The sequence below is a fragment of the Streptomyces ureilyticus genome (assembly GCF_011045025.1).
Lineage (GTDB): Bacteria > Actinomycetota > Actinomycetes > Streptomycetales > Streptomycetaceae > Streptomyces > Streptomyces ureilyticus.
Genome location: NZ_JAAKZX010000127.1, coordinates 1 through 18,084 on the forward strand (window position 1 = coordinate 1; position 18,084 = coordinate 18,084).

Sequence of the window (18,084 nt, forward strand, 5' to 3'; positions counted from 1 at the left end):
GTCCTGTTCCGTCATCTCCTTGCCGTGTGCGGTGAACCAGGCCAGGTCGCGGAGCCCGTCCGTGGAATGGGCCTTGCCCGAGAAGAACGCGACGACGTCCACCGCCAGATCAAGGGCTTCACCTCCACCGGCGCCGCAGCGCCCGGCGAGGCCATCGACTTCCACATCACCGTCGACCCGCCCCAGCAGTTCAGCGTGGACATCTACCGCATCGGCCACTACGCGGGCGAAGGCGCCCGCAAGATCACCACCAGTCCCCGTCTCCCCGGCATCGTCCAGCCACGGCCGCTCACCGCCGACCGCACGGTCTCCTGCCACCACTGGTGGCTCTCCTGGCGCCTCCAGATCCCGAGTTACTGGAGCATCGGCGCATACGTCGCCGTCCTCACCACCGTCGACGGCTACCGCTCCCACGTCCCCTTCACGGTCCGCGACACCCACCCGGCCGACCTGCTGCTTCTCCTCCCGGACGTCACCTGGCAGGCGTACAACCTGTATCCGGAGGACGGCCGTACCGGCGCGAGCCTCTACCACGCCTGGGACGAGAACGGCCGGCTGCTTGGCGAGGCGGACGCCGCGACGACGGTCTCGTTCGACCGCCCGTACGCGGGCGCGGGCCTGCCGCTGCACGTCGGCCACGCCTACGACTTCATCCGCTGGGCCGAGCGCTATGGCTACGACCTCGCCTACGCCGACGCCCGCGACCTGCACGCCGGCCGCGTCGACCCCACCCGCTACCGCGGCCTCGTCTTCCCCGGCCACGACGAGTACTGGTCGGTGCCCATGCGCCGCACCACCGAACTCGCCCGCGAACACGGCACCTCGCTCGTCTTCCTCTCCGCCAACACCATGTACTGGCAGGCTGAGCTGAGCCCCTCCCCGTCAGGCGTCCCCGACCGCCTCCTCAGCTGCCGAAAACGCCGCGGCCCCGGAAAACCCGCCCTCTGGCGCGACATCGACCGCCCGGAGCAGGAGCTGCTCGGCATTCAGTACGCGGGCCGGGTCCCCGAACCGCACCCCCTGGTCGTCCGCAACGCCGAACACTGGCTGTGGGAGGCCACCGGCGCACACGAGGGCGACGAACTGAAGGGCCTGGTCGCAGGCGAGGCCGACCGCTACTTCCCGCGCACCCCGCTCCCCGAACACCAGGGCCGGATCCTTCTGGCCCACTCCCCGTACCACGATGCCGAAGGCACCCTCCGCCACCAGGAGACGTCCCTGTACCGCGCCCCTTCCGGCGCCCTGGTCTTCGCGTCCGGCACCTTCGCCTGGTCCCCGGCCCTGGACCGCCCGGGCCACGTCGACGAGTGCATCCAGCGGGCGACGGCCAACCTCCTGGACCGCATCTGCAAGCGCGCCTGACCTCGTCCCGGCTGGCCCAAGCAGCTCCTCCCGACGAGCCCCGACGCGAAATGCACCCCCCGCATACGCGAGAATCGATCCCACCAGCACGTCACCGCGGGGAGGAACCGTGTCCGGATTCGTCGACAAGCCCGAGCCGATCGAGGTCCCGGGCCTGGTGCATCTGCACACCGGCAAGGTGCGCGAGCTGTACCAGAACGAGGCGGGCGACCTCGTGATGGTCGCCAGCGACCGTATCTCCGCGTACGACTGGGTGCTCCCCACCGAGATCCCCGACAAGGGCCGCGTCCTGACACAGCTCTCCCTGTGGTGGTTCGACCAGATCGCCGACCTGGTCCCGCACCACGTCCTGAGCACCGACCTGCCGCCCGGCGCCCCCGCCGACTGGGCAGGCCGCACCGTCGTCTGCAAGTCCCTGCGGATGATCCCCGTCGAGTGCGTGGCCCGCGGCTATCTCACCGGCTCCGGCCTCGCCGAGTACCAGGAGACCCGCACCGTCTGTGGCCTCGCCCTCCCCGAGGGCCTGGCCGACGGCTCGGAACTGCCCGCCCCGATCTTCACGCCCGCCACGAAGGCGGAGGTCGGCGAGCACGACGAGAACGTCTCGTACGAGGAAGTCGCCCGGCAGGTCGGAGCGGAGACCGCCGCGCAGCTGCGCCAGGCCACGCTCGCCGTCTACAGCCGCGGCCGTGACATCGCCATCGACCGCGGGATCATCCTCGCGGACACGAAGTTCGAGTTCGGCTACGACGGCGAACGGCTCGTCATCGCCGACGAGGTGCTGACCCCGGATTCCTCCCGCTTCTGGCCCGCCGACCAGTGGGAGCCGGGCCGCCCGCAGCCCTCGTACGACAAGCAGTACGTGCGCGACTGGCTGACCTCCGCCGACTCCGGCTGGGACCGCAAGAGCGAGCAGCCCCCACCGCCCCTGCCCGAGCAGATCGTCTCCGCGACCCGCGCCAAGTACGTGGAGGCGTACGAGCGCCTGACCGGAACCAGCTGGTCGTAAAGCCTGGTCGTAGACACGAGGAAGCCCCCGGCCGATGACCGGGGGCTTCCTCTTCCTGAGCGGACGACGAGGTTCGAACTCGCGACCTCAACCTTGGCAAGGTTGCGCTCTACCAGCTGAGCTACGTCCGCACTGCGCGTTGCGCGAAAGCCACTATACCCAACCTCGCTCACGCGCGAGCCGCGCCGCCGTATGCCGATTCTCGGCCCCCAGCTTGGACGCGGCCGACGAGAGATAGTTGCGTACGGTGCCCTGCGACAGCGCGGCCCGCTCCGCGATCTCCGCGACCGGCGCCCCCTCGGCCGCGAGCTCCAGCACCTCGGCCTCGCGCTCGGTCAGCGGTGAATCGCCGGCGGCGATCGCGTCGGCTGCCAACTCCGGGTCCACATAACGGTTCCCGGCATGCACGGTACGGATGATCTCCGCGAGCTTCTGCGCGCTGACGGTCTTCGGCACGAAGCCCCGCACCCCCGCCCCGAGAGCCCGCTTCAGATGCCCCGGCCGCCCGTGACTCGTCACGATCAGCACCCGGCACGCGGGCAGCTCGGCCCGCAGCGATGTGGCCACCTTCACACCGTCCGCACCGGGCATCTGAAGATCCAGTACGGCCACGTCGGGCGCATGGGCCCGAGCCATGGCCAACGCCTCGGGCCCCGAAGCCGCCTCCGCCACCACGAGCAGGTCGTCCTCCAGCGCGAGCAGCGCGGCCATCGCCCCCCGGATCAGATGCTCATCATCGGCAAGCAACAGCCGAACCCGCTGTACGGCGGTCATCAGGCGAACCTCTCGCTGATCAGAGACGGCGACGACGGATCCGACGAAGCCGAAGGCAAAGACGAAGGCAAAGACGAAGGCAAAGACGAAGGCGAATCCGACGAGGACGCCGGAGGCGGCAACGCGGACGAAGACAACGGCACCTGAGCCACCACCCGGAACAGCCCGCCTTCTGCAGGCCCCGCCTCCAGCGTCCCGTCCACCGCCGAGAGCCGCTCCCGCAGCCCGGCCAGCCCGGACCCGGACCCGCCCCGCGAGTCCGGCGGCGCCCCGTCGTTCTCCACGGTCAGTACGACCAGGCCGTCCGCTGCCCGCAGCGAGACATCACACCGCTCGGCGTTCCCGTGCCGCAACACATTCGTGGTCGCCTCCCGTACGACCCAGCCGAGCGCCGACTGGACGGCCGCGGGCAGCCCCGCTGGGGAGCCGGTCACCGTGCAGCTGACCCCGGCCGCGTTCAACACCCCCTGCGCACCGGCGAGTTCGGCACCGAGCTCGGCCTCGCGATAGCCGCGTACGACCTCCCGCACCTCCTTCTGCGACTCCTGTGCGATCCGTTGCACCTCGATCATCTGCTCCACGGCCTCCGGCCGCTCACGCCGCGCGAGCTGCACGGCGAGCTCGCTCTTGAGCGCTATCACCGCCAGATTCCGTCCCATCACATCGTGCAGATCCCGCCCGAACCGCAGCCGCTCCTCGGCCACGGCGAGCCGGGTCCTGGCCTCACGGGCCGCGTCGAGTTCGTAGACGGAGTTGAGCAGCCAGACGGAGAACGCACAGACGAATGTGTAGAACCCGGCGGCGAGCAGCACCGCCCCGACCGTGACGAGTGCCGCGAGCGCGGGGACTCCCAGCGCCCACGAGTAGGCGCCGGTGCCCAGGGCGAAGCCGAGGGCCGTGTAGACCATGCGCCGGGTCTCACGCACCACGAACGCGAGCGTGCCGGTCCCGTAGCTCAGGACACCGATGAACAGCGCCACCGCTGCCGTGGCCTTCTCCTCATCCGCGGGACCGCGTGTCACAACGGCGATGGTCACCAGGGCTACCACGGCGGTGGCGACCGCGAGCACCCACAGCAGCCGCACCGGCCGCGCCCGGGTGCCACGTGTCCAGTCCAGGGCCCGCGACGCGAACACCGCACAGAGCGCCGCATGCCCGACGACCATCAGGAACAGCACCCAGGACAGGGACGAGGGCATCGCCCCGAAGACCGGCAGCCCGAAGGTGGCGACCTCCACGAGCGCGAGGAAGTGGAACGACCAGCGCGTATACGTCTCCACCTTCGCCGGAGTGCTCTTCCCCCGCCACCAACTCCCGGCCCTGCGCATCTCCTTGTCCCCCCTGTACGTACATCGTCGCCGCCGCGATTCCCCCGCAACCACCGTCGCACAGCAGACCAGCGGGAGCAGTGCACGCTGTCATCACTGCCCATGACAAATGTCATCCACCCGAGAGCCGATCCACCGGGGAGCCGATGCACGAACCAGAAGCGAGCAAGCGAGCGAGCGCACGAAAAAACCCCGGTCGCTGACCGGGGCCTTATCTTTCTGAACTTCTGACCTGGAGCGGACGACGAGGTTCGAACTCGCGACCTCAACCTTGGCAAGGTTGCGCTCTACCAGCTGAGCTACGTCCGCATTGCATCCGACCGGCTCTCACCGATCGGCGCGAGCACTACCTTACCTGATCCAAAAGGATGCCCGGTAAGAGGTGCAGAGCGGGTGACAGGAATTGCACACTGCGCCTTCCCCCTGGAAGGGGGATGTTCTACTACTGAACTACACCCGCGTAACTCCGTGAGCTGTGGCCTTTCGGCCCGGCCCTTCGGCGTGCTCCAGACTCTAGCTGATCTGACTGGGTGCAGCGCAAGTCGGTTGTCCCCAGGGTCCGATGACCAAGCCGACGAACCCTGGGGCACCCGTCACTGAGCCGCGGTGAACGCCTCGTACACCTTCTTCGGGATCCGCCCCCGCGCCGGCACGTCCATCTTGTTGGACTGGGCCCAGGCCCGCACGGCCGCCGGGTCGGGAGCCACCGCCGTCTGCCGGTAGGCCTTGCCGGAGCGTGAGCGCTTGCGGCCGGCCTCCACGTAGGGCGCGAGCGCCTTGCGCAGGTCCTTGGCGTTGGTTTGGTTGAGGTCGATCTCGTACGACTTGCCGTCCAGACCGAAGGCGATCGTTTCCGCCGCTTCCGAGCCGTCGATGTCGTCGAAGAGAGTGACTACGACACGCTGCGCCACGAATATCGGTCCCTTCGTGCGGCATCTCTGGCGGCGACGTTGCGATGACGTGCACGGATGCCGACTGTTGGCTGATTTATTGAGGGGTATGGGGTCCGTGAAGTGCACGGACTCATGGATCGAGCGAACGGGCAAAGTATCGCCTCTTGCCAATTTCGCTGTACAGCTTCTGTTGTACAGCTTCTGTTGTACAGCGGCTGCTGTACCGCTTCCGTTGTGCAGCCCTCGCTCAATGCAATGTGAAGCACGACTTAATCGGTCTCGGTGTCCCACCGCAATAGGGTTCCAGATGTTGATCCGGATCTTTCCCTGGATTTTCCGTGAAGGAAGCCTGTCGATGCGGAATCGTGATGGCCGTCACGTAGATTCCTACCAATCTACTCGCGTAGAAATCTGGGCCGGGTAGTCTGAAGGAACCTGCTCAGCACCACACACCGGGAGTGCCAGTGGCACGCGTCGTAGTCGACGTCATGCTCAAGCCGGAGATCCTCGACCCCCAGGGCCAGGCGGTGCAGCGTGCACTGCCGCGCCTCGGTTTCCAGGGCATCTCCGACGTACGTCAGGGAAAGCGCTTCGAGCTCGAGGTGGACGGGCCGGTCGACGACACCGTGCTTGCCCGCATCCATGAACTCGCCGAATCCTTCCTCGCCAACACCGTGATCGAGGACTTCGCCGTCAAGGTGGAGGAAGTGAAGGCGGAGGCAGGAAAGTGACCGCTCGTATTGGCGTCGTCACCTTTCCGGGCAGCCTCGACGACCGGGATACGCAGCGTGCGATCCGGCTCGCGGGTGCCGAGCCCGTGGCGCTGTGGCACAAGGACAAGGACCTCAAGCAGGTCGACGCCGTGGTGTTGTGCGGCGGTTTCTCCTATGGCGACTATCTGCGTGCCGGTGCCATCGCGCGCTTCTCGCCGGTGATGGAGACCGTCATCGAGCAGGCGAAATCGGGAATGCCGGTACTCGGCATCTGCAACGGTTTCCAGATCCTCACCGAGGCCCACCTTCTTCCCGGCGGGATGCTCGGAAATGATCACCTCCACTTCATCTGCCGCGACCAGAAGCTGCGGGTGGAGAACGCGGAAACGGCCTGGACCGTCGACTACGAAGCGGGCCAGGAGATCAACATCCCGCTGAAGAACATGGACGGGCGGTACGTCGCCGACGAGCGCACCCTCGACATGCTGGAGGCGGAGGGCCGGGTCGCGTTCCGCTACCTGGACTTCAACCCCAACGGCTCGATGCGCGACATCGCCGGTATCAGCAACGAAGCCGGCAACGTCGTAGGCCTGATGCCGCACCCGGAGCACGCCGTGGAGCCCCTCATCGGGACCGGCCGCACCGATGGCCTCCCCTTCTTCACCTCCATCCTCAAGAAGCTGGTCAACGTATGAGCCGCACTCCTTTGGACACGGTCGAGCACGCGGCCGCGACCCCGGACGTCGAGCTGCCCTGGGCCGAACTCGGTCTGAAGAAGGACGAGTACGAGCGCGTCGTGGAGATCCTCGGCCGCCGGCCCACCGGTGCCGAACTCGCCATGTACTCGGTCATGTGGTCCGAGCACTGCTCGTACAAGTCGTCGAAGGTGCACCTGCGCCAGTTCGGCGAGAAGGCGCCCCAGTCCGACGCCCTGCTCGTCGGCATCGGTGAGAACGCCGGCGTCGTGGACGTCGGTCAGGGTTACGCGGTCACCTTCAAGGTCGAGTCGCACAACCACCCCTCGTACGTCGAGCCCTATCAGGGCGCGGCCACCGGCGTCGGCGGCATCGTGCGCGACATCATCGCGATGGGGGCGCGGCCGGTCGCCGTCGTCGACCCGCTGCGGTTCGGTGCGGCCGATCACCCCGACACGAAGCGCGTACTCCCCGGTGTCGTCGCCGGCATCGGCGGTTACGGCAACTGCCTCGGGCTGCCGAACATCGGCGGCGAGGTCGTCTTCGACGCCTGCTACCAGGGAAATCCACTGGTCAACGCCGGTGCCATCGGTGTCATGCGGCACGAGGACATCCACCTCGCGAAGGCGTCCGGCGCGGGTAACAAGGTCATCCTGTACGGGGCTCGTACGGGCGGTGACGGCATCGGCGGCGCCTCGATCCTGGCGAGTGAGACGTTCGACGACGCGAAGCCGTCGAAGCGCCCGGCGGTCCAGGTCGGTGACCCCTTCCAGGAGAAGCTGCTCATCGAGTGCACCCTGGAGGCGTTCAAGGAGAAGCTGGTCGTCGGCATCCAGGACCTGGGTGCGGCCGGACTGTCCTGTGCGACCAGCGAGTTGGCGTCCAACGGCTCCGGCGGCATGCGCGTGACCCTGGACGACGTACCGCTGCGTGACTCGACGCTCTCGCCCGAGGAAATCCTCATGAGCGAGTCGCAGGAACGCATGTGCGCGGTCGTGGAGCCGGAGAAGGTCGACCGGTTCCTGGAGATCTGCGACAAGTGGGACGTCATCGCGACCGTCATCGGTGAGGTGACCGACGGCGACCGGCTCGAGATCTACTGGCACGGCGGCAAGATCGTCGACGTGGACCCGCGCACGGTCGCGCATGACGGTCCGGTCTACGAGCGCCCGTACGCCCGTCCGTCCTGGCAGGACGCCCTCCAGGCCGACGACGCCAACAAGCTTCCGCGACCGGCCGGTTCGGACGAGCTCAAGGACCAGGTCCTGAAGCTGGTGGCCTCCCCGAACCAGGCCTCCAAGTCCTGGATCACCTCCCAGTACGACCACTTCGTGCAGGGCAACACGGTGCTGGCGCAGCCCGAGGACTCGGGCATGATCCGTATCGACGAGGCGTCCGGCCTCGGCGTCGCGATCGCCACGGACGGCAATGGGCGGTACGCGAAGCTCGACCCGTACACGGGCGCGCAGTTGGCGCTCGCGGAGGCGTACCGCAATGTCGCCACCACCGGCGCCAAGCCGCTCGCCGTCTCCGACTGCCTGAACTTCGGCTCGCCCGAAGACCCGGCGGTGATGTGGCAGTTCGCGGAGGCCATCCGCGGACTGGCGGACGCCTGCCAGCAGTTGGGCACCCCGGTGACCGGCGGCAACGTCTCGCTCTACAACCAGACCGGTGAGGCGGCCATCCACCCGACCCCGGTCGTGGCCGTACTCGGCGTGATCGACGACGTCGCCCGCCGTACGCCGGTCGCCTTCCAGGAGGAGGGCCAGTTGCTGTACCTCCTCGGCGACACCCGCGAGGAGTTCGGCGGTTCGGCCTGGTCACAGGTGGTCCACGACCACCTCGGCGGCCTCCCGCCCCAGGTGGACCTTGAGCGCGAGCGGCTGCTGGCCGAGATCCTCATCTCCGCCTCCCGCGACGGAATGATCGACTCCGCGCACGACCTGTCCGACGGCGGTCTGATCCAGGCGGTCGTCGAGTCGGCACTGCTGGGTGGGAAGGGCGCGCGCCTGATCGTCCCCGACGGGCTCGACGCCTTCACCTTCCTCCTCTCGGAGTCGGCGGGCCGTGCGGTCGTCGCCGTACCGCGCTCGGAGGAGCTCCGCTTCAACGACATGTGCGGCGCGCGGGGCCTGCCCGCCACCCGCATCGGTGTCGTGGACGGTGACGTGGTCGAGGTCCAGGGCGAGTTCGCGCTCACTCTGGCGGAGCTGCGCGAGGCGCATGAGGGGACGATTCCGGCGATTCTGGCGTAAGCCGGCCGTGCCTCACGAAGCCCTCCGCACGGCCACCGGGCGGAGGGCTTCGGCGTGTCCGACCGGGACGGCAGCGCCCGTTAGAGGCGCGGGGCTGTACCAAAGCCGAGAGTGGGGGAGCGACCAGCCACAACGGACCCGCAGCTTCGAACCCGCATTCCCAACGGAGTGCATACGCTGAAGCCCATGCCCCCGGCCAAGAAGCGCCCCCGCAGCTACGACCCCGTCAAGATCCGCGCCGCCGTACAGGCCCAGTTCGGGAGCGTACGGGCAGCCGTCCGCACCCTCACCCCCGAGCAGCTCACGCAGCCCACCCGGCTCGGCGACTGGACCGTACGAGAGCTGGCCGTGCATATCGCCGCGGCCGCCGTCGAGAGCGTCAGCCGGACCATCGACATGGAGCCGCCCGCGAAGGCCGAACTCGCTCTGCTGGACTGGCCGTCCGCGACCGTCGATCCCGTGCTTGCCGCCGCCAACGCCGACCGCACCCGCGAACTCGCGCGCGAGCATCAGGACATCGACGCGCTGTACGACCGCACCGAGCAGCGGCTGGCCGAGCGGCTGGCCGTCACCCCGGGCGAGCGGCTGCTCGCCACCCGGCCCGGCTCCATGACCCTCGCCGACTACCTGGTCACCCGCACCATCGAACTCGTCGTCCACAGCGACGACCTGAACGCCGCCGTGCCCGGCCTCGACATCCCGTACGACCGTCAGGCCCTCGCCGCCTGCACCCGCCTGCTCGCCGACGCACTCGCCGTGAAGGCGCCCGGCGCCTCCACGGAGGTCCGCATTCCGCCGTTCGCGGTCGTGCAGTGCGTCGAGGGGCCGCGGCACACGCGCGGAACCCCGCCGAACGTCGTGGAGACAGATCCGATGACCTGGATACGGCTCGCGACCGGGCGTACGGAATGGCGTAAGGCCCTCGCCGATGCCCAGGTCAGCGCCAGCGGCGAGCGGGCCGACCTGGGCGGACTGCTCCCGCTGATGGGCTGAGACGCCAGGGGCGGACGGGAAGTTGAGAGAAAAGGGAAGGGAACCAACCACCCCACCCGTCCCGTCACAGCGACATGCGAACGCAACGGCTTACTCTCAGCGTCCTGGCGGTCACCGGCCTGCTCGCCACCGCGGCCTGCGGCACGGAGAAAAGTGACGGCGGTTCCTCGTCCGTCGGCGCCGGACAGCAGACGAAAATCACCGGCAAACAGTGGAAAGTGGACAGCGTGGACGTCGGGGGCACCACGTACAAGGCCCCGGCCGACGCCCACATAGAGTTCGGCGAGGACGGCAAGGTGGGCGGCAACTACGGCTGTAACCACTTCGGGGCGACCGCCGAGATGCAGGGCGACACGATCAAGGTCGGCTCCGACACCCTGCAGACCAAGATGGCCTGCGGCGAGAAGCCGATGGAGTTCGAGGCCAAGATGGCCGAGACGATCGCCGACAGCACGATCACGACCAAGGTCGACGGCGACAAGCTGACGCTCACCACCAAGGACGGGGACACGGTGAAGCTCACCGCGGAGAAGCCGGCCAAGCTCGAGGGCACGAAGTGGAGCGTCACCGGCAGCACCAACAAGGGCGGCACGGTCACCGCGCTGGCCTCCGAGGCCGAGGGCAAGGTCCACCTCACCTTCGACGGCAAGGGCAGCGTCCGCGGTCAGCTCGGCTGCAACAGGGTGACGGCGGAGGCGACCGTCAGCGACGGTCGCATCACTCTCGGGTCCCCTGGCACCACCCGCATGATGTGCTCCCCCTCACTCATGGAGACGGAAAAGGCCCTCCTGAAGCTCTTCAACGGCAAGGCCACCTACGAGATCAAGCACCGCACCCTCACCCTGACCAGCGAAAACGGCAGCGGCTTCGAAGCCGTCGCCGCCAAGTGATCCACAACGAGCCCGAATCCCCCATTCGGACCAGTGGCCGAACTCGCCTACACTCGGTGGCGTGCCACGTGGTGACGGTCGACTCAGTCATGATCTGCTCCCCGGCGAGAAAGGACCCCAGGACGCTTGCGGCGTCTTCGGAGTCTGGGCTCCCGGCGAAGAGGTCGCCAAGCTCACTTACTTCGGGCTCTACGCCCTCCAGCATCGAGGCCAGGAATCCGCGGGAATCGCGGTCAGCAACGGCTCCAAGATCCTCGTCTTCAAGGACATGGGCCTGGTGTCCCAGGTCTTCGACGAGGCCTCACTCGGATCGCTCCAGGGTCATATCGCGGTCGGTCACGCCCGCTACTCGACCACCGGCGCCTCCGTGTGGGAGAACGCCCAGCCCACATTCCGTGCGACCGCGCACGGCTCGATCGCGCTCGGCCACAACGGCAACCTGGTCAACACGGCCCAGCTCGCCGGGATGGTCGCCGACCTGCCCAAGCAGGAGGGCCGCACTCCGCGTGTGGCGGCCACCAACGACACCGACCTGCTCACGGCGCTCCTCGCCGCCCAGGTCGACGAGGACGGCAAGCCGCTGACCATCGAGGAGGCCTGCGCCAAGATCCTCCCCCAGGTCAAGGGCGCCTTCAGCCTCACCTTCATGGACGAGCACACGCTGTACGCGGCCCGCGACCCGCAGGGCATCCGCCCGCTGGTCCTGGGGCGCCTGGAGCGCGGCTGGGTCGTCGCCTCCGAGTCCGCCGCGCTCGACATCTGCGGCGCCAGCTTCGTACGCGAGATCGAGCCGGGCGAGTTCGTCGCCATCGACGAGAACGGTCTGCGCTCGTCACGATTCGCGGAAGCGAAACCCAAGGGCTGTGTCTTCGAGTACGTGTATCTGGCCCGCCCGGACACCGACATAGCGGGCCGGAACGTGTACCTCTCGCGCGTCGAGATGGGCCGCAGGCTCGCCAAGGAAGCCCCCGTCGACGCGGACCTGGTCATAGCGACCCCGGAGTCCGGCACGCCCGCCGCGATCGGTTACGCGGAGGCCTCCGGCATCCCGTTCGGTGCCGGTCTGGTGAAGAACGCTTACGTCGGCCGCACCTTCATCCAGCCTTCACAGACCATCCGCCAGCTGGGCATCCGACTGAAGCTGAATCCCCTCAAGGAAGTCATCAAGGGCAAGCGCCTGATCGTCGTGGACGACTCGATCGTGCGCGGCAACACCCAGCGCGCGCTCGTGCGGATGCTGCGCGAGGCGGGCGCGGCCGAGGTCCACATCCGGATCTCCTCGCCGCCCGTGAAGTGGCCCTGCTTCTTCGGCATCGACTTCGCCACCCGCGCCGAGCTGATCGCCAACGGCATGACGGTCGAGGAGATCGGTAAGTCCCTGGGCGCCGACTCCCTGGCGTACATCTCCATCGACGGCATGATCGACGCGACCACCATCGCCAAGCCGAACCTGTGCCGCGCCTGCTTCGACGGCGAGTACCCGATGGACCTCCCGGACCCCGAACTGCTCGGCAAGCAGCTCCTGGAGACGGAGCTGGCGGCGGGCCCGGCGGCCACGGCCGCGGCCGACGCGATCCGTCGCCCGTAAGACACCGCAGCACACCCAGCGGTACGACACGAAAGCTCTCAAAGTCATGACTACTGAGACCTCAGGTGCCAGCTACGCGGCTGCCGGCGTCGACATCGAAGCGGGCGACCGCGCCGTGGAGCTCATGAAGGAGTGGGTGAAGAAGACGCGGCGCCCCGAGGTCCTCGGCGGCCTCGGCGGCTTCGCCGGCCTCTTCGACGCCTCCGCCCTCAAGCGCTACGAGCGCCCGCTGCTGGCCTCCGCCACGGACGGCGTCGGTACGAAGGTCGACCTCGCCCGGCAGCTCGGCGTGTACGACAGCATCGGCCACGACCTCGTCGCGATGGTCATGGACGACATCGTGGTGTGCGGCGCCGAGCCACTCTTCATGACCGACTACATCTGCGTCGGCAAGGTCCACCCCGAGCGCGTCGCCGCCATCGTGAAGGGCATCGCCGAAGGCTGCGTCCTCGCGGGCTGCGCTTTGGTCGGCGGCGAGACCGCCGAGCACCCCGGGCTACTCGGCCCCGACGACTTCGACGTCGCGGGCGCGGGCACGGGCGTGGTCGAGGCCGACCGGCTCCTGGGCGCCGATCGCATCCGTAAGGGTGACGCGGTCATCGCGATGGCGGCCTCCGGCCTTCACTCGAACGGGTACTCGCTCGTCCGCCACGTCCTCTTCGACCGCGCGGGCCTGAGCCTCGACCAGCACATCGAGGACTTCGGCCGCACCCTCGGCGAGGAACTCCTGGAGCCCACCAAGATCTACTCACTGGATTGCCTGGCCCTCACCCGCACAACCGAGGTACACGCCTTCTCCCACATCACGGGCGGCGGCCTGGCGGCCAACCTGGCCCGAGTGATCCCCGACACCCTGCACGCGAGGGTCGACCGCACCACCTGGACCCCCGCCCCGGTCTTCGACCTGGTCGGCACGACCGGCAAGGTCGACCGCCTGGAACTGGAAAAGACCCTGAACATGGGCGTGGGCATGATCGCGATCGTCTCCGAGGACTCGGCAGACGTGGCGCTGGCCACACTGGCGGACCGGGGGGTCGACGCCTGGGTAGCAGGCGAGATCACGGATAGAGGCGACCGCGAGACGGGCGCGGAGCTGACCGGCGACTACGCGCCCCACTAGGGGCGCGGAGCCGCAGCGTCAAACGGCGAACCCAGCGGAGCGCCGGCGCGCAGCGCAAAACCCGGCCCGGCGCGATATCAACCGCTCCGGACCGGGTGAAGCGCTATTAAGACAGTCAAGCGCCGCGACGCTGCTGTTGCGACGAAGGACCGGACTCGTCGTCCTCGTCCTCATCGTCGTCGTTGTACAGATCCGCGTACTGGGCGTACGGGTCATCGTCTTCGTCATCCTCGAACGGCTCGCCGTTCGGCGGTTGGCTCGAAGTCGAAGCGCCCAGCTCACTGGCCAGACGCGACAGGTCAGTCCCGCCGCTGTTGTACTTCAGCTGGCGGGCGACCTTCGTCTGCTTGGCCTTGGCCCGGCCGCGCCCCATGGCTCGACCCCCTCGGTGACGGGGCTCGACGGCCCCAGAGTCTTGACACGCGTTCATGATCTGGAACGGGCTCTCCGCAGAGAGACCGGTCCGTAGGGCTTCCACGGTACCTGAGCCCACGCCCATACGGTACGTCGCCCGCAGGACGTGCCGTCGCCCAGAACCCTCGGGGAGCCCTGTCCCCGCTGGTCAACGGCGATTTTAACCTCTTCTGGCGGCACGACCCGCCGACGAACGTGAGAGTAATCTCCACGACCGGCCGGCGGGTACCCCGCGGAGCCCGGATACCGCGCGCGACCCTCAGTGGCGCCGCGCCTCGGCCATCCGCTGCTCGGCGATCCGGTCGGCCGCCGCGGCCGGCGGAATCCCGTCAGTCTTCGCACGTGCGAAGATCGTCAACGTGGTGTCGTAGATCTTCGCGGCCTTCGCCTTGCACCGCTCGAAGTCGAAGCCGTGGAGCTCGTCGGCCACCTGGATGACACCCCCGGCGTTCACGACGTAGTCCGGCGCGTACAGGATCCCGCGGTCGGCGAGGTCCTTCTCGACGCCCGGGTGCGCGAGCTGGTTGTTGGCGGCGCCGCACACGATCCGCGCGGTGAGGGCAGGCACGGAGTCGTCGTCGAGCGCCCCGCCCAGCGCGCAGGGAGCGTAGATGTCGAGGCCGTCGACGCGGATCAGTTCCTCGGTGTCCTTCACGGCCACTACGTCCCGGTGCTGCTCAGTGATCCGCCGTACGGCCTCGTCGCGTACGTCCGTGACGAAGACCTCGGCGCGCTCCGCCACGAGGTGCTCCACCAGGTGGTGGCCGACCTTGCCGACGCCCGCGATACCGATCCGGCGGCCCCGCAGCGACGGATCGCCCCACAGGTGCTGGGCGGAGGCCCGCATGCCCTGGTAGACGCCGTACGCGGTCAGCACGGAGGAGTCGCCGGCCCCGCCCTTCTCCGGCGAGCGGCCGGTCGTCCAGCGGCATTCCCGGGCCACGACGTCCATGTCGGCCACGTACGTGCCGACGTCGCATGCCGTGACGTACCGGCCGCCGAGCGAGGCCACGAACCGGCCGTATGCGAGCAGCAGCTGTTCGGTCTTGATCTTCTCGGGGTCCCCGATGATCACGGCCTTGCCGCCGCCGTGGTCAAGGCCGGCCATGGCGTTCTTGTACGACATCCCGCGCGCCAGGTTCAGCGCGTCGGCGACGGCCTCTTCCTCGCTCGCGTACGGGTAGAAGCGCGTGCCGCCGAGGGCGGGGCCCAGGGCGGTCGAGTGGATGGCGATGACGGCCTTGAGGCCACTGGCGCGGTCCTGGCAGAGCACGACTTGCTCATGACCCCCCTGATCCGAGTGGAACAGGGTGTGCAGGACGCCGTCGGTTACGTCGGTCACGGTGGTGACTCCTGGGTAAGTAGCGGCGGTTCTGAGGGCGGGGCCCGTAAGGGTGGCGGGTTCCGTGACACGAGATTAGAGCCTCCGCGTACCCGCCACTGGCGCGGTGCTCAGGATCACCTTCTCCCGGAGTACGGTCACGTTGTGGCATCGGACGTCGAGCAGTGTGTCCCCGCGCCCCCGCGCGGGGGTTTCAAGGGTTTTCCGTCAGGTCCGCGGGGGAGGGAGCAAGCGTGCCCAAGGTGTCCTCGGTGATCGTCCCGTACGCGTCGTATCTGCGCGTGTACGAACCGCTGGCCGCCTTCCCGGAACCGGAGCGCGGCCACTGGGCGCGGTACGCCCGCCGCCCCGACCGGCCCTCGTACCAGGACGAACTGCGCCGCTCCCTGGCCGACTTGCTGCCCACGCCGCCGATCCCGGTGCCCGTGCACGAGAGCGGCGACGCCTTCGTCGCGGACGTGGACGGCGTCCTGTGCGTCTGCCCCTGGCGCACCCGGCTGCGCGGCTGGCAGGCCCTGGGCGAGCTGGCCGAGGAGCTGCCGGGGCCGGTCCTGGACGCGGTGCTGCCCCCGGTCGTACGCCGCCAGACCGCCCAGGACTACGAGCGCTGGCTCAGCCGCAACCCCGACGCCCGCCCCTGGATCCGCACCTCGACCTGGCACGTACCGCTGAACTGGTTCGTGCTCGTCGGCGACGAGGAGCGCGAGTACGACAAGGGATCGGACGAGGCCGCGCCCGTACTGCGCTACCGGACGCCCATGGTGCAGGCGCGGCGACGGGTGGCGCGGGGACTGAAGGCGCTCAAGGATGCCATCGAGGAAGGGCCGCTGATCGACGGGCTTGTCGATGTGGGGCGCTGGCTGGAGGAGTTCCATCCGCGCTCGCTGGTGGAGCTGGACTACGGCGGCCTGGTACACGTCCTGCCGGCCGAGCAGCTGGACGGCGACCATTCGGCGGCGGATGTGGCCGAGGGGATCGAGGCGCTGCGTGCGGGCGACGGGGTCGGGGCCGGGGAGGCGTACGGTCGGCTGGTCGAACGCTGGCGGGCGGTCCGGGATCGCCGTTCGGCGAACTGACGGGACGTAAGTCACCATCAGGACTTTGCGGGTAAGGGTGATGGACAGCACTAACGCGGACCTTGCCCCAGACACCCCTCCTCATGTCAAAATAGGACAAGGAGTCCGGGGAGGGCTCCCTCTGCCCACGTATGGGTGGAATCTCAGCATTGCGCGCTATGGGGGGTCTCGTGACTCCCGATCACCCCTGTGACTGATCGTCACAGGGGCGTGACTGTCCGCTATGGCATGGTCCATCGGCTTCCGTCGCTGATGAACACCTGAGAGGGCAATTCCATCGGTTTGGCCGACGCGGCTGGACAGATGGTGTAGTTGTAGTGCCGAGGACAAGCCGTTCGTCCTATAACCGACTCGACCCGCGTCCGCCATTTCGGGCAACGCGGGTCAAGGTGCAGAATTTAGAGGAATGAACCGAGAACGTTCGGTTCCCCCGAGGAGGCCGCTCATGACCGCTCGCACCCCTGATGCCGAGCCGCTGCTGACCCCCGCTGAGGTCGCCACGATGTTCCGTGTTGACCCGAAGACGGTCACGCGGTGGGCGAAGGCCGGCAAGCTCACATCGATTCGTACGCTCGGCGGGCATCGCCGCTACCGCGAAGCGGAGGTCCGCGCGTTGCTCGCGGGCATCCCGCAGCAGCGCAGCGAAGCCTGAACAACTGCATAACAGGGCATTTCGGCAGGTTCCCCCAACGTGCCGAACTGCTCGAACCAAAGCTCCAAGCGACGCGGGTTCTGCCCCAACAGAGCCCACGCCCAAGCCAGAACCTCAAGCAACAAGGGTGCGTCGTCGATCGCGCTGGACTCCGCCGGGTCCAGCGCGATTTTTTTGTGCGCCGGGGGGCGACGGGGCCTGTCGGGACCTGACGGGGTGTGAGCGTTCCTGGGGTGTGTGGGTGGTCTGTGAGCGGTCTGGGGGCGCTGTTTGCGTCCGGTTTGGGGCGGACCTCAGGGCGGGGTGCAATTGCACATATTAAATTGACCGGTTGTAAGTGGGGTGTGAGTACCGCCGATTCGGAAACCTATGCAGTGACACCCGTCACAGGGCAGAGACCTTGTGAGGGTGTGTTACCTGCGGTAGTGGGGGAGCTCATGCCGTTGCGGGGCTTTCGTCCTCCGCTACGCCCTCCAGGGAGTCCGCGTCGTCCGGACCGACCTCCATGGCCATGGCCAGCTTCTGGAGCCGGTGGCAGATCGGACAGTGCCGCGTCAGATGCCGGTACCCCGAGGCAGCCTGCAGATGAGCACGAAGCAGAGCCCGCGTCTCATGCCGGACGAACACGGCCATACGCCACCTCCAAGGGATCGGTTGCCCTTGGTGTTTGAGTACCGGCGGAATGTGACGCCGTCAATGGGCGGCGGCCGAACCCAACCCTCACCCCCGCAGCCGGGAAGGGGCGGGGCTGGGGAAAAGAACTCCACGCCAAAGGGCCCGCACCCTTACCGGATGCGGGCCCCTTCAACTGGGCGGTCCTGACGGGATTTGAACCCGCGGCCTCCACCTTGACAGGGTGGCGAGCACTCCAAACTGCTCCACAGGACCTGGTTTCGCAGGGCGATTGTCGCGTTGCGCTGCGAGAAGAGACTGTACAGGAGGGGACGCCCGAGGGGCGAACTCACCCAACGTACAGACAC

The 18,084-nt window shown here is 68.2% G+C and carries 17 protein-coding genes and 4 tRNA genes; 11 read left to right on the forward strand and 10 right to left on the reverse strand.

The genetic code is table 11. From position 1 onward, the window contains the following. Both G6048_RS31145 and G6048_RS31150 read left to right on the forward strand, forming a co-directional pair. A partial coding sequence (locus G6048_RS31145; protein WP_328827478.1) for a N,N-dimethylformamidase beta subunit family domain-containing protein occupies positions 1–1,362 on the forward strand: 1,362 nt, incomplete at its 5' end. Between the two features lie 109 nt (positions 1,363–1,471). Then, positions 1,472–2,371, forward strand: a complete 900-nt coding sequence (locus tag G6048_RS31150; RefSeq protein WP_165342941.1) for a phosphoribosylaminoimidazolesuccinocarboxamide synthase — start codon at positions 1,472–1,474, stop codon at positions 2,369–2,371. Positions 2,372–2,429: 58 nt separating this feature from the next. Here the strand turns inward: G6048_RS31150 and G6048_RS31155 are convergent. The 6 genes from G6048_RS31155 to G6048_RS31180 form a co-directional block, all read right to left on the reverse strand. Further along, positions 2,430–2,502: transfer RNA gene (locus tag G6048_RS31155), tRNA-Gly, on the reverse strand. A 22-nt stretch (positions 2,503–2,524) separates the two neighbouring features. Continuing rightward, on the reverse strand, positions 2,525–3,145 hold the full coding sequence (locus tag G6048_RS31160) for a response regulator transcription factor (RefSeq protein WP_165342942.1): 621 nt from the start codon (positions 3,143–3,145) through the stop codon (positions 2,525–2,527). Next, the gene (locus G6048_RS31165) at positions 3,145–4,473 is read right to left on the reverse strand and encodes a sensor histidine kinase (protein WP_165342943.1); all 1,329 of its coding nucleotides are present in this window, start codon (positions 4,471–4,473) and stop codon (positions 3,145–3,147) included. Before G6048_RS31165 ends, G6048_RS31160 begins: the two co-directional genes overlap by 1 nt. A 233-nt stretch (positions 4,474–4,706) precedes the next feature. After that, a tRNA-Gly gene (locus G6048_RS31170) sits at positions 4,707–4,782 on the reverse strand. 79 nt (positions 4,783–4,861) lie between these two features. After that, positions 4,862–4,933: transfer RNA gene (locus tag G6048_RS31175), tRNA-Gly, on the reverse strand. Between the two features lie 133 nt (positions 4,934–5,066). Next, on the reverse strand, positions 5,067–5,384 hold the full coding sequence (locus G6048_RS31180) for a histone-like nucleoid-structuring protein Lsr2 (RefSeq protein WP_165342944.1): 318 nt from the start codon (positions 5,382–5,384) through the stop codon (positions 5,067–5,069). 446 nt (positions 5,385–5,830) lie between these two features. On the opposite strand from G6048_RS31180, the gene purS reads away from it, so the two are divergent. The 7 genes from purS (at position 5,831) to purM (ending at position 13,620) form a co-directional block, all read left to right on the forward strand. After that, positions 5,831–6,097 carry a phosphoribosylformylglycinamidine synthase subunit PurS gene (gene purS / locus G6048_RS31185; RefSeq protein WP_165342945.1) on the forward strand — a complete coding sequence of 89 codons (267 nt, stop codon included), beginning with the start codon at positions 5,831–5,833 and terminating at the stop codon, positions 6,095–6,097. Then, positions 6,094–6,774, forward strand: coding sequence for a phosphoribosylformylglycinamidine synthase subunit PurQ (gene purQ, locus G6048_RS31190; RefSeq protein WP_165342946.1), 681 nt, complete (start codon positions 6,094–6,096; stop codon positions 6,772–6,774). The genes purS and purQ overlap by 4 nt, the downstream gene beginning before the upstream one ends. After that, positions 6,771–9,029, forward strand: a complete 2,259-nt coding sequence (gene purL / locus G6048_RS31195) for a phosphoribosylformylglycinamidine synthase subunit PurL (protein WP_165342947.1) — start codon at positions 6,771–6,773, stop codon at positions 9,027–9,029. The genes purQ and purL overlap by 4 nt, the downstream gene beginning before the upstream one ends. 186 nt (positions 9,030–9,215) lie before the next feature. Continuing rightward, positions 9,216–10,022, forward strand: coding sequence for a maleylpyruvate isomerase family mycothiol-dependent enzyme (locus G6048_RS31200; protein WP_165342948.1), 807 nt, complete (start codon positions 9,216–9,218; stop codon positions 10,020–10,022). A gap of 74 nt (positions 10,023–10,096) precedes the next feature. Next, positions 10,097–10,912 (forward strand): META domain-containing protein, encoded by an 816-nt coding sequence (locus G6048_RS31205; RefSeq protein WP_165342949.1) that lies wholly within the window; start codon positions 10,097–10,099, stop codon positions 10,910–10,912. A 61-nt stretch (positions 10,913–10,973) separates the two neighbouring features. Continuing rightward, entirely contained in the window at positions 10,974–12,500 is a 1,527-nt protein-coding gene (gene purF, locus G6048_RS31210; RefSeq protein WP_165342950.1) for an amidophosphoribosyltransferase, read from the forward strand. A gap of 46 nt (positions 12,501–12,546) precedes the next feature. Next, positions 12,547–13,620, forward strand: coding sequence for a phosphoribosylformylglycinamidine cyclo-ligase (gene purM / locus G6048_RS31215; RefSeq protein WP_165342951.1), 1,074 nt, complete (start codon positions 12,547–12,549; stop codon positions 13,618–13,620). A gap of 115 nt (positions 13,621–13,735) precedes the next feature. On the opposite strand, the gene G6048_RS31220 is transcribed toward purM, so the two are convergent. After that, positions 13,736–13,993, reverse strand: coding sequence for a DUF3073 domain-containing protein (locus G6048_RS31220; RefSeq protein ID WP_165342952.1), 258 nt, complete (start codon positions 13,991–13,993; stop codon positions 13,736–13,738). Positions 13,994–14,293: 300 nt separating this feature from the next. Continuing rightward, positions 14,294–15,376: a Leu/Phe/Val dehydrogenase gene (locus tag G6048_RS31225; protein WP_165342953.1), complete on the reverse strand. Its 1,083-nt coding sequence runs from the start codon at positions 15,374–15,376 to the stop codon at positions 14,294–14,296. A gap of 233 nt (positions 15,377–15,609) precedes the next feature. On the opposite strand from G6048_RS31225, the gene G6048_RS31230 reads away from it, so the two are divergent. Together G6048_RS31230 and bldC are read left to right on the forward strand one after the other, a co-directional pair. Further along, positions 15,610–16,452, forward strand: coding sequence for a hypothetical protein (locus tag G6048_RS31230; protein ID WP_165342954.1), 843 nt, complete (start codon positions 15,610–15,612; stop codon positions 16,450–16,452). 445 nt (positions 16,453–16,897) lie between these two features. Then, positions 16,898–17,104, forward strand: a complete 207-nt coding sequence (gene bldC / locus G6048_RS31235) for a developmental transcriptional regulator BldC (RefSeq protein WP_003949541.1) — start codon at positions 16,898–16,900, stop codon at positions 17,102–17,104. Positions 17,105–17,539: 435 nt separating this feature from the next. Here the strand turns inward: bldC and G6048_RS31240 are convergent, their stop codons facing one another. Both G6048_RS31240 and G6048_RS31245 read right to left on the reverse strand, forming a co-directional pair. Next, on the reverse strand, positions 17,540–17,737 hold the full coding sequence (locus G6048_RS31240; RefSeq protein WP_165342955.1) for a DUF6274 family protein: 198 nt from the start codon (positions 17,735–17,737) through the stop codon (positions 17,540–17,542). A gap of 180 nt (positions 17,738–17,917) precedes the next feature. Next, positions 17,918–17,992: transfer RNA gene (locus G6048_RS31245), tRNA-Asp, on the reverse strand. Positions 17,993–18,084 lie beyond the last annotated feature (92 nt).

Coding starts and splice junctions, on each gene's coding strand:
- G6048_RS31160 (WP_165342942.1), bottom strand. CDS start 3,145: ATGACCGCCGTACAGCGGGTTCGGCTGTTGCTTGCCGATGATGAGCAT.
- bldC (WP_003949541.1), top strand. CDS start 16,898: ATGACCGCTCGCACCCCTGATGCCGAGCCGCTGCTGACCCCCGCTGAG.
- G6048_RS31205 (WP_165342949.1), top strand. CDS start 10,097: ATGCGAACGCAACGGCTTACTCTCAGCGTCCTGGCGGTCACCGGCCTG.
- purL (WP_165342947.1), top strand. CDS start 6,771: ATGAGCCGCACTCCTTTGGACACGGTCGAGCACGCGGCCGCGACCCCG.
- G6048_RS31200 (WP_165342948.1), top strand. CDS start 9,216: ATGCCCCCGGCCAAGAAGCGCCCCCGCAGCTACGACCCCGTCAAGATC.
- G6048_RS31220 (WP_165342952.1), bottom strand. CDS start 13,993: ATGGGGCGCGGCCGGGCCAAGGCCAAGCAGACGAAGGTCGCCCGCCAG.
- purM (WP_165342951.1), top strand. CDS start 12,547: ATGACTACTGAGACCTCAGGTGCCAGCTACGCGGCTGCCGGCGTCGAC.
- G6048_RS31240 (WP_165342955.1), bottom strand. CDS start 17,737: ATGGCCGTGTTCGTCCGGCATGAGACGCGGGCTCTGCTTCGTGCTCAT.
- G6048_RS31165 (WP_165342943.1), bottom strand. CDS start 4,473: ATGCGCAGGGCCGGGAGTTGGTGGCGGGGGAAGAGCACTCCGGCGAAG.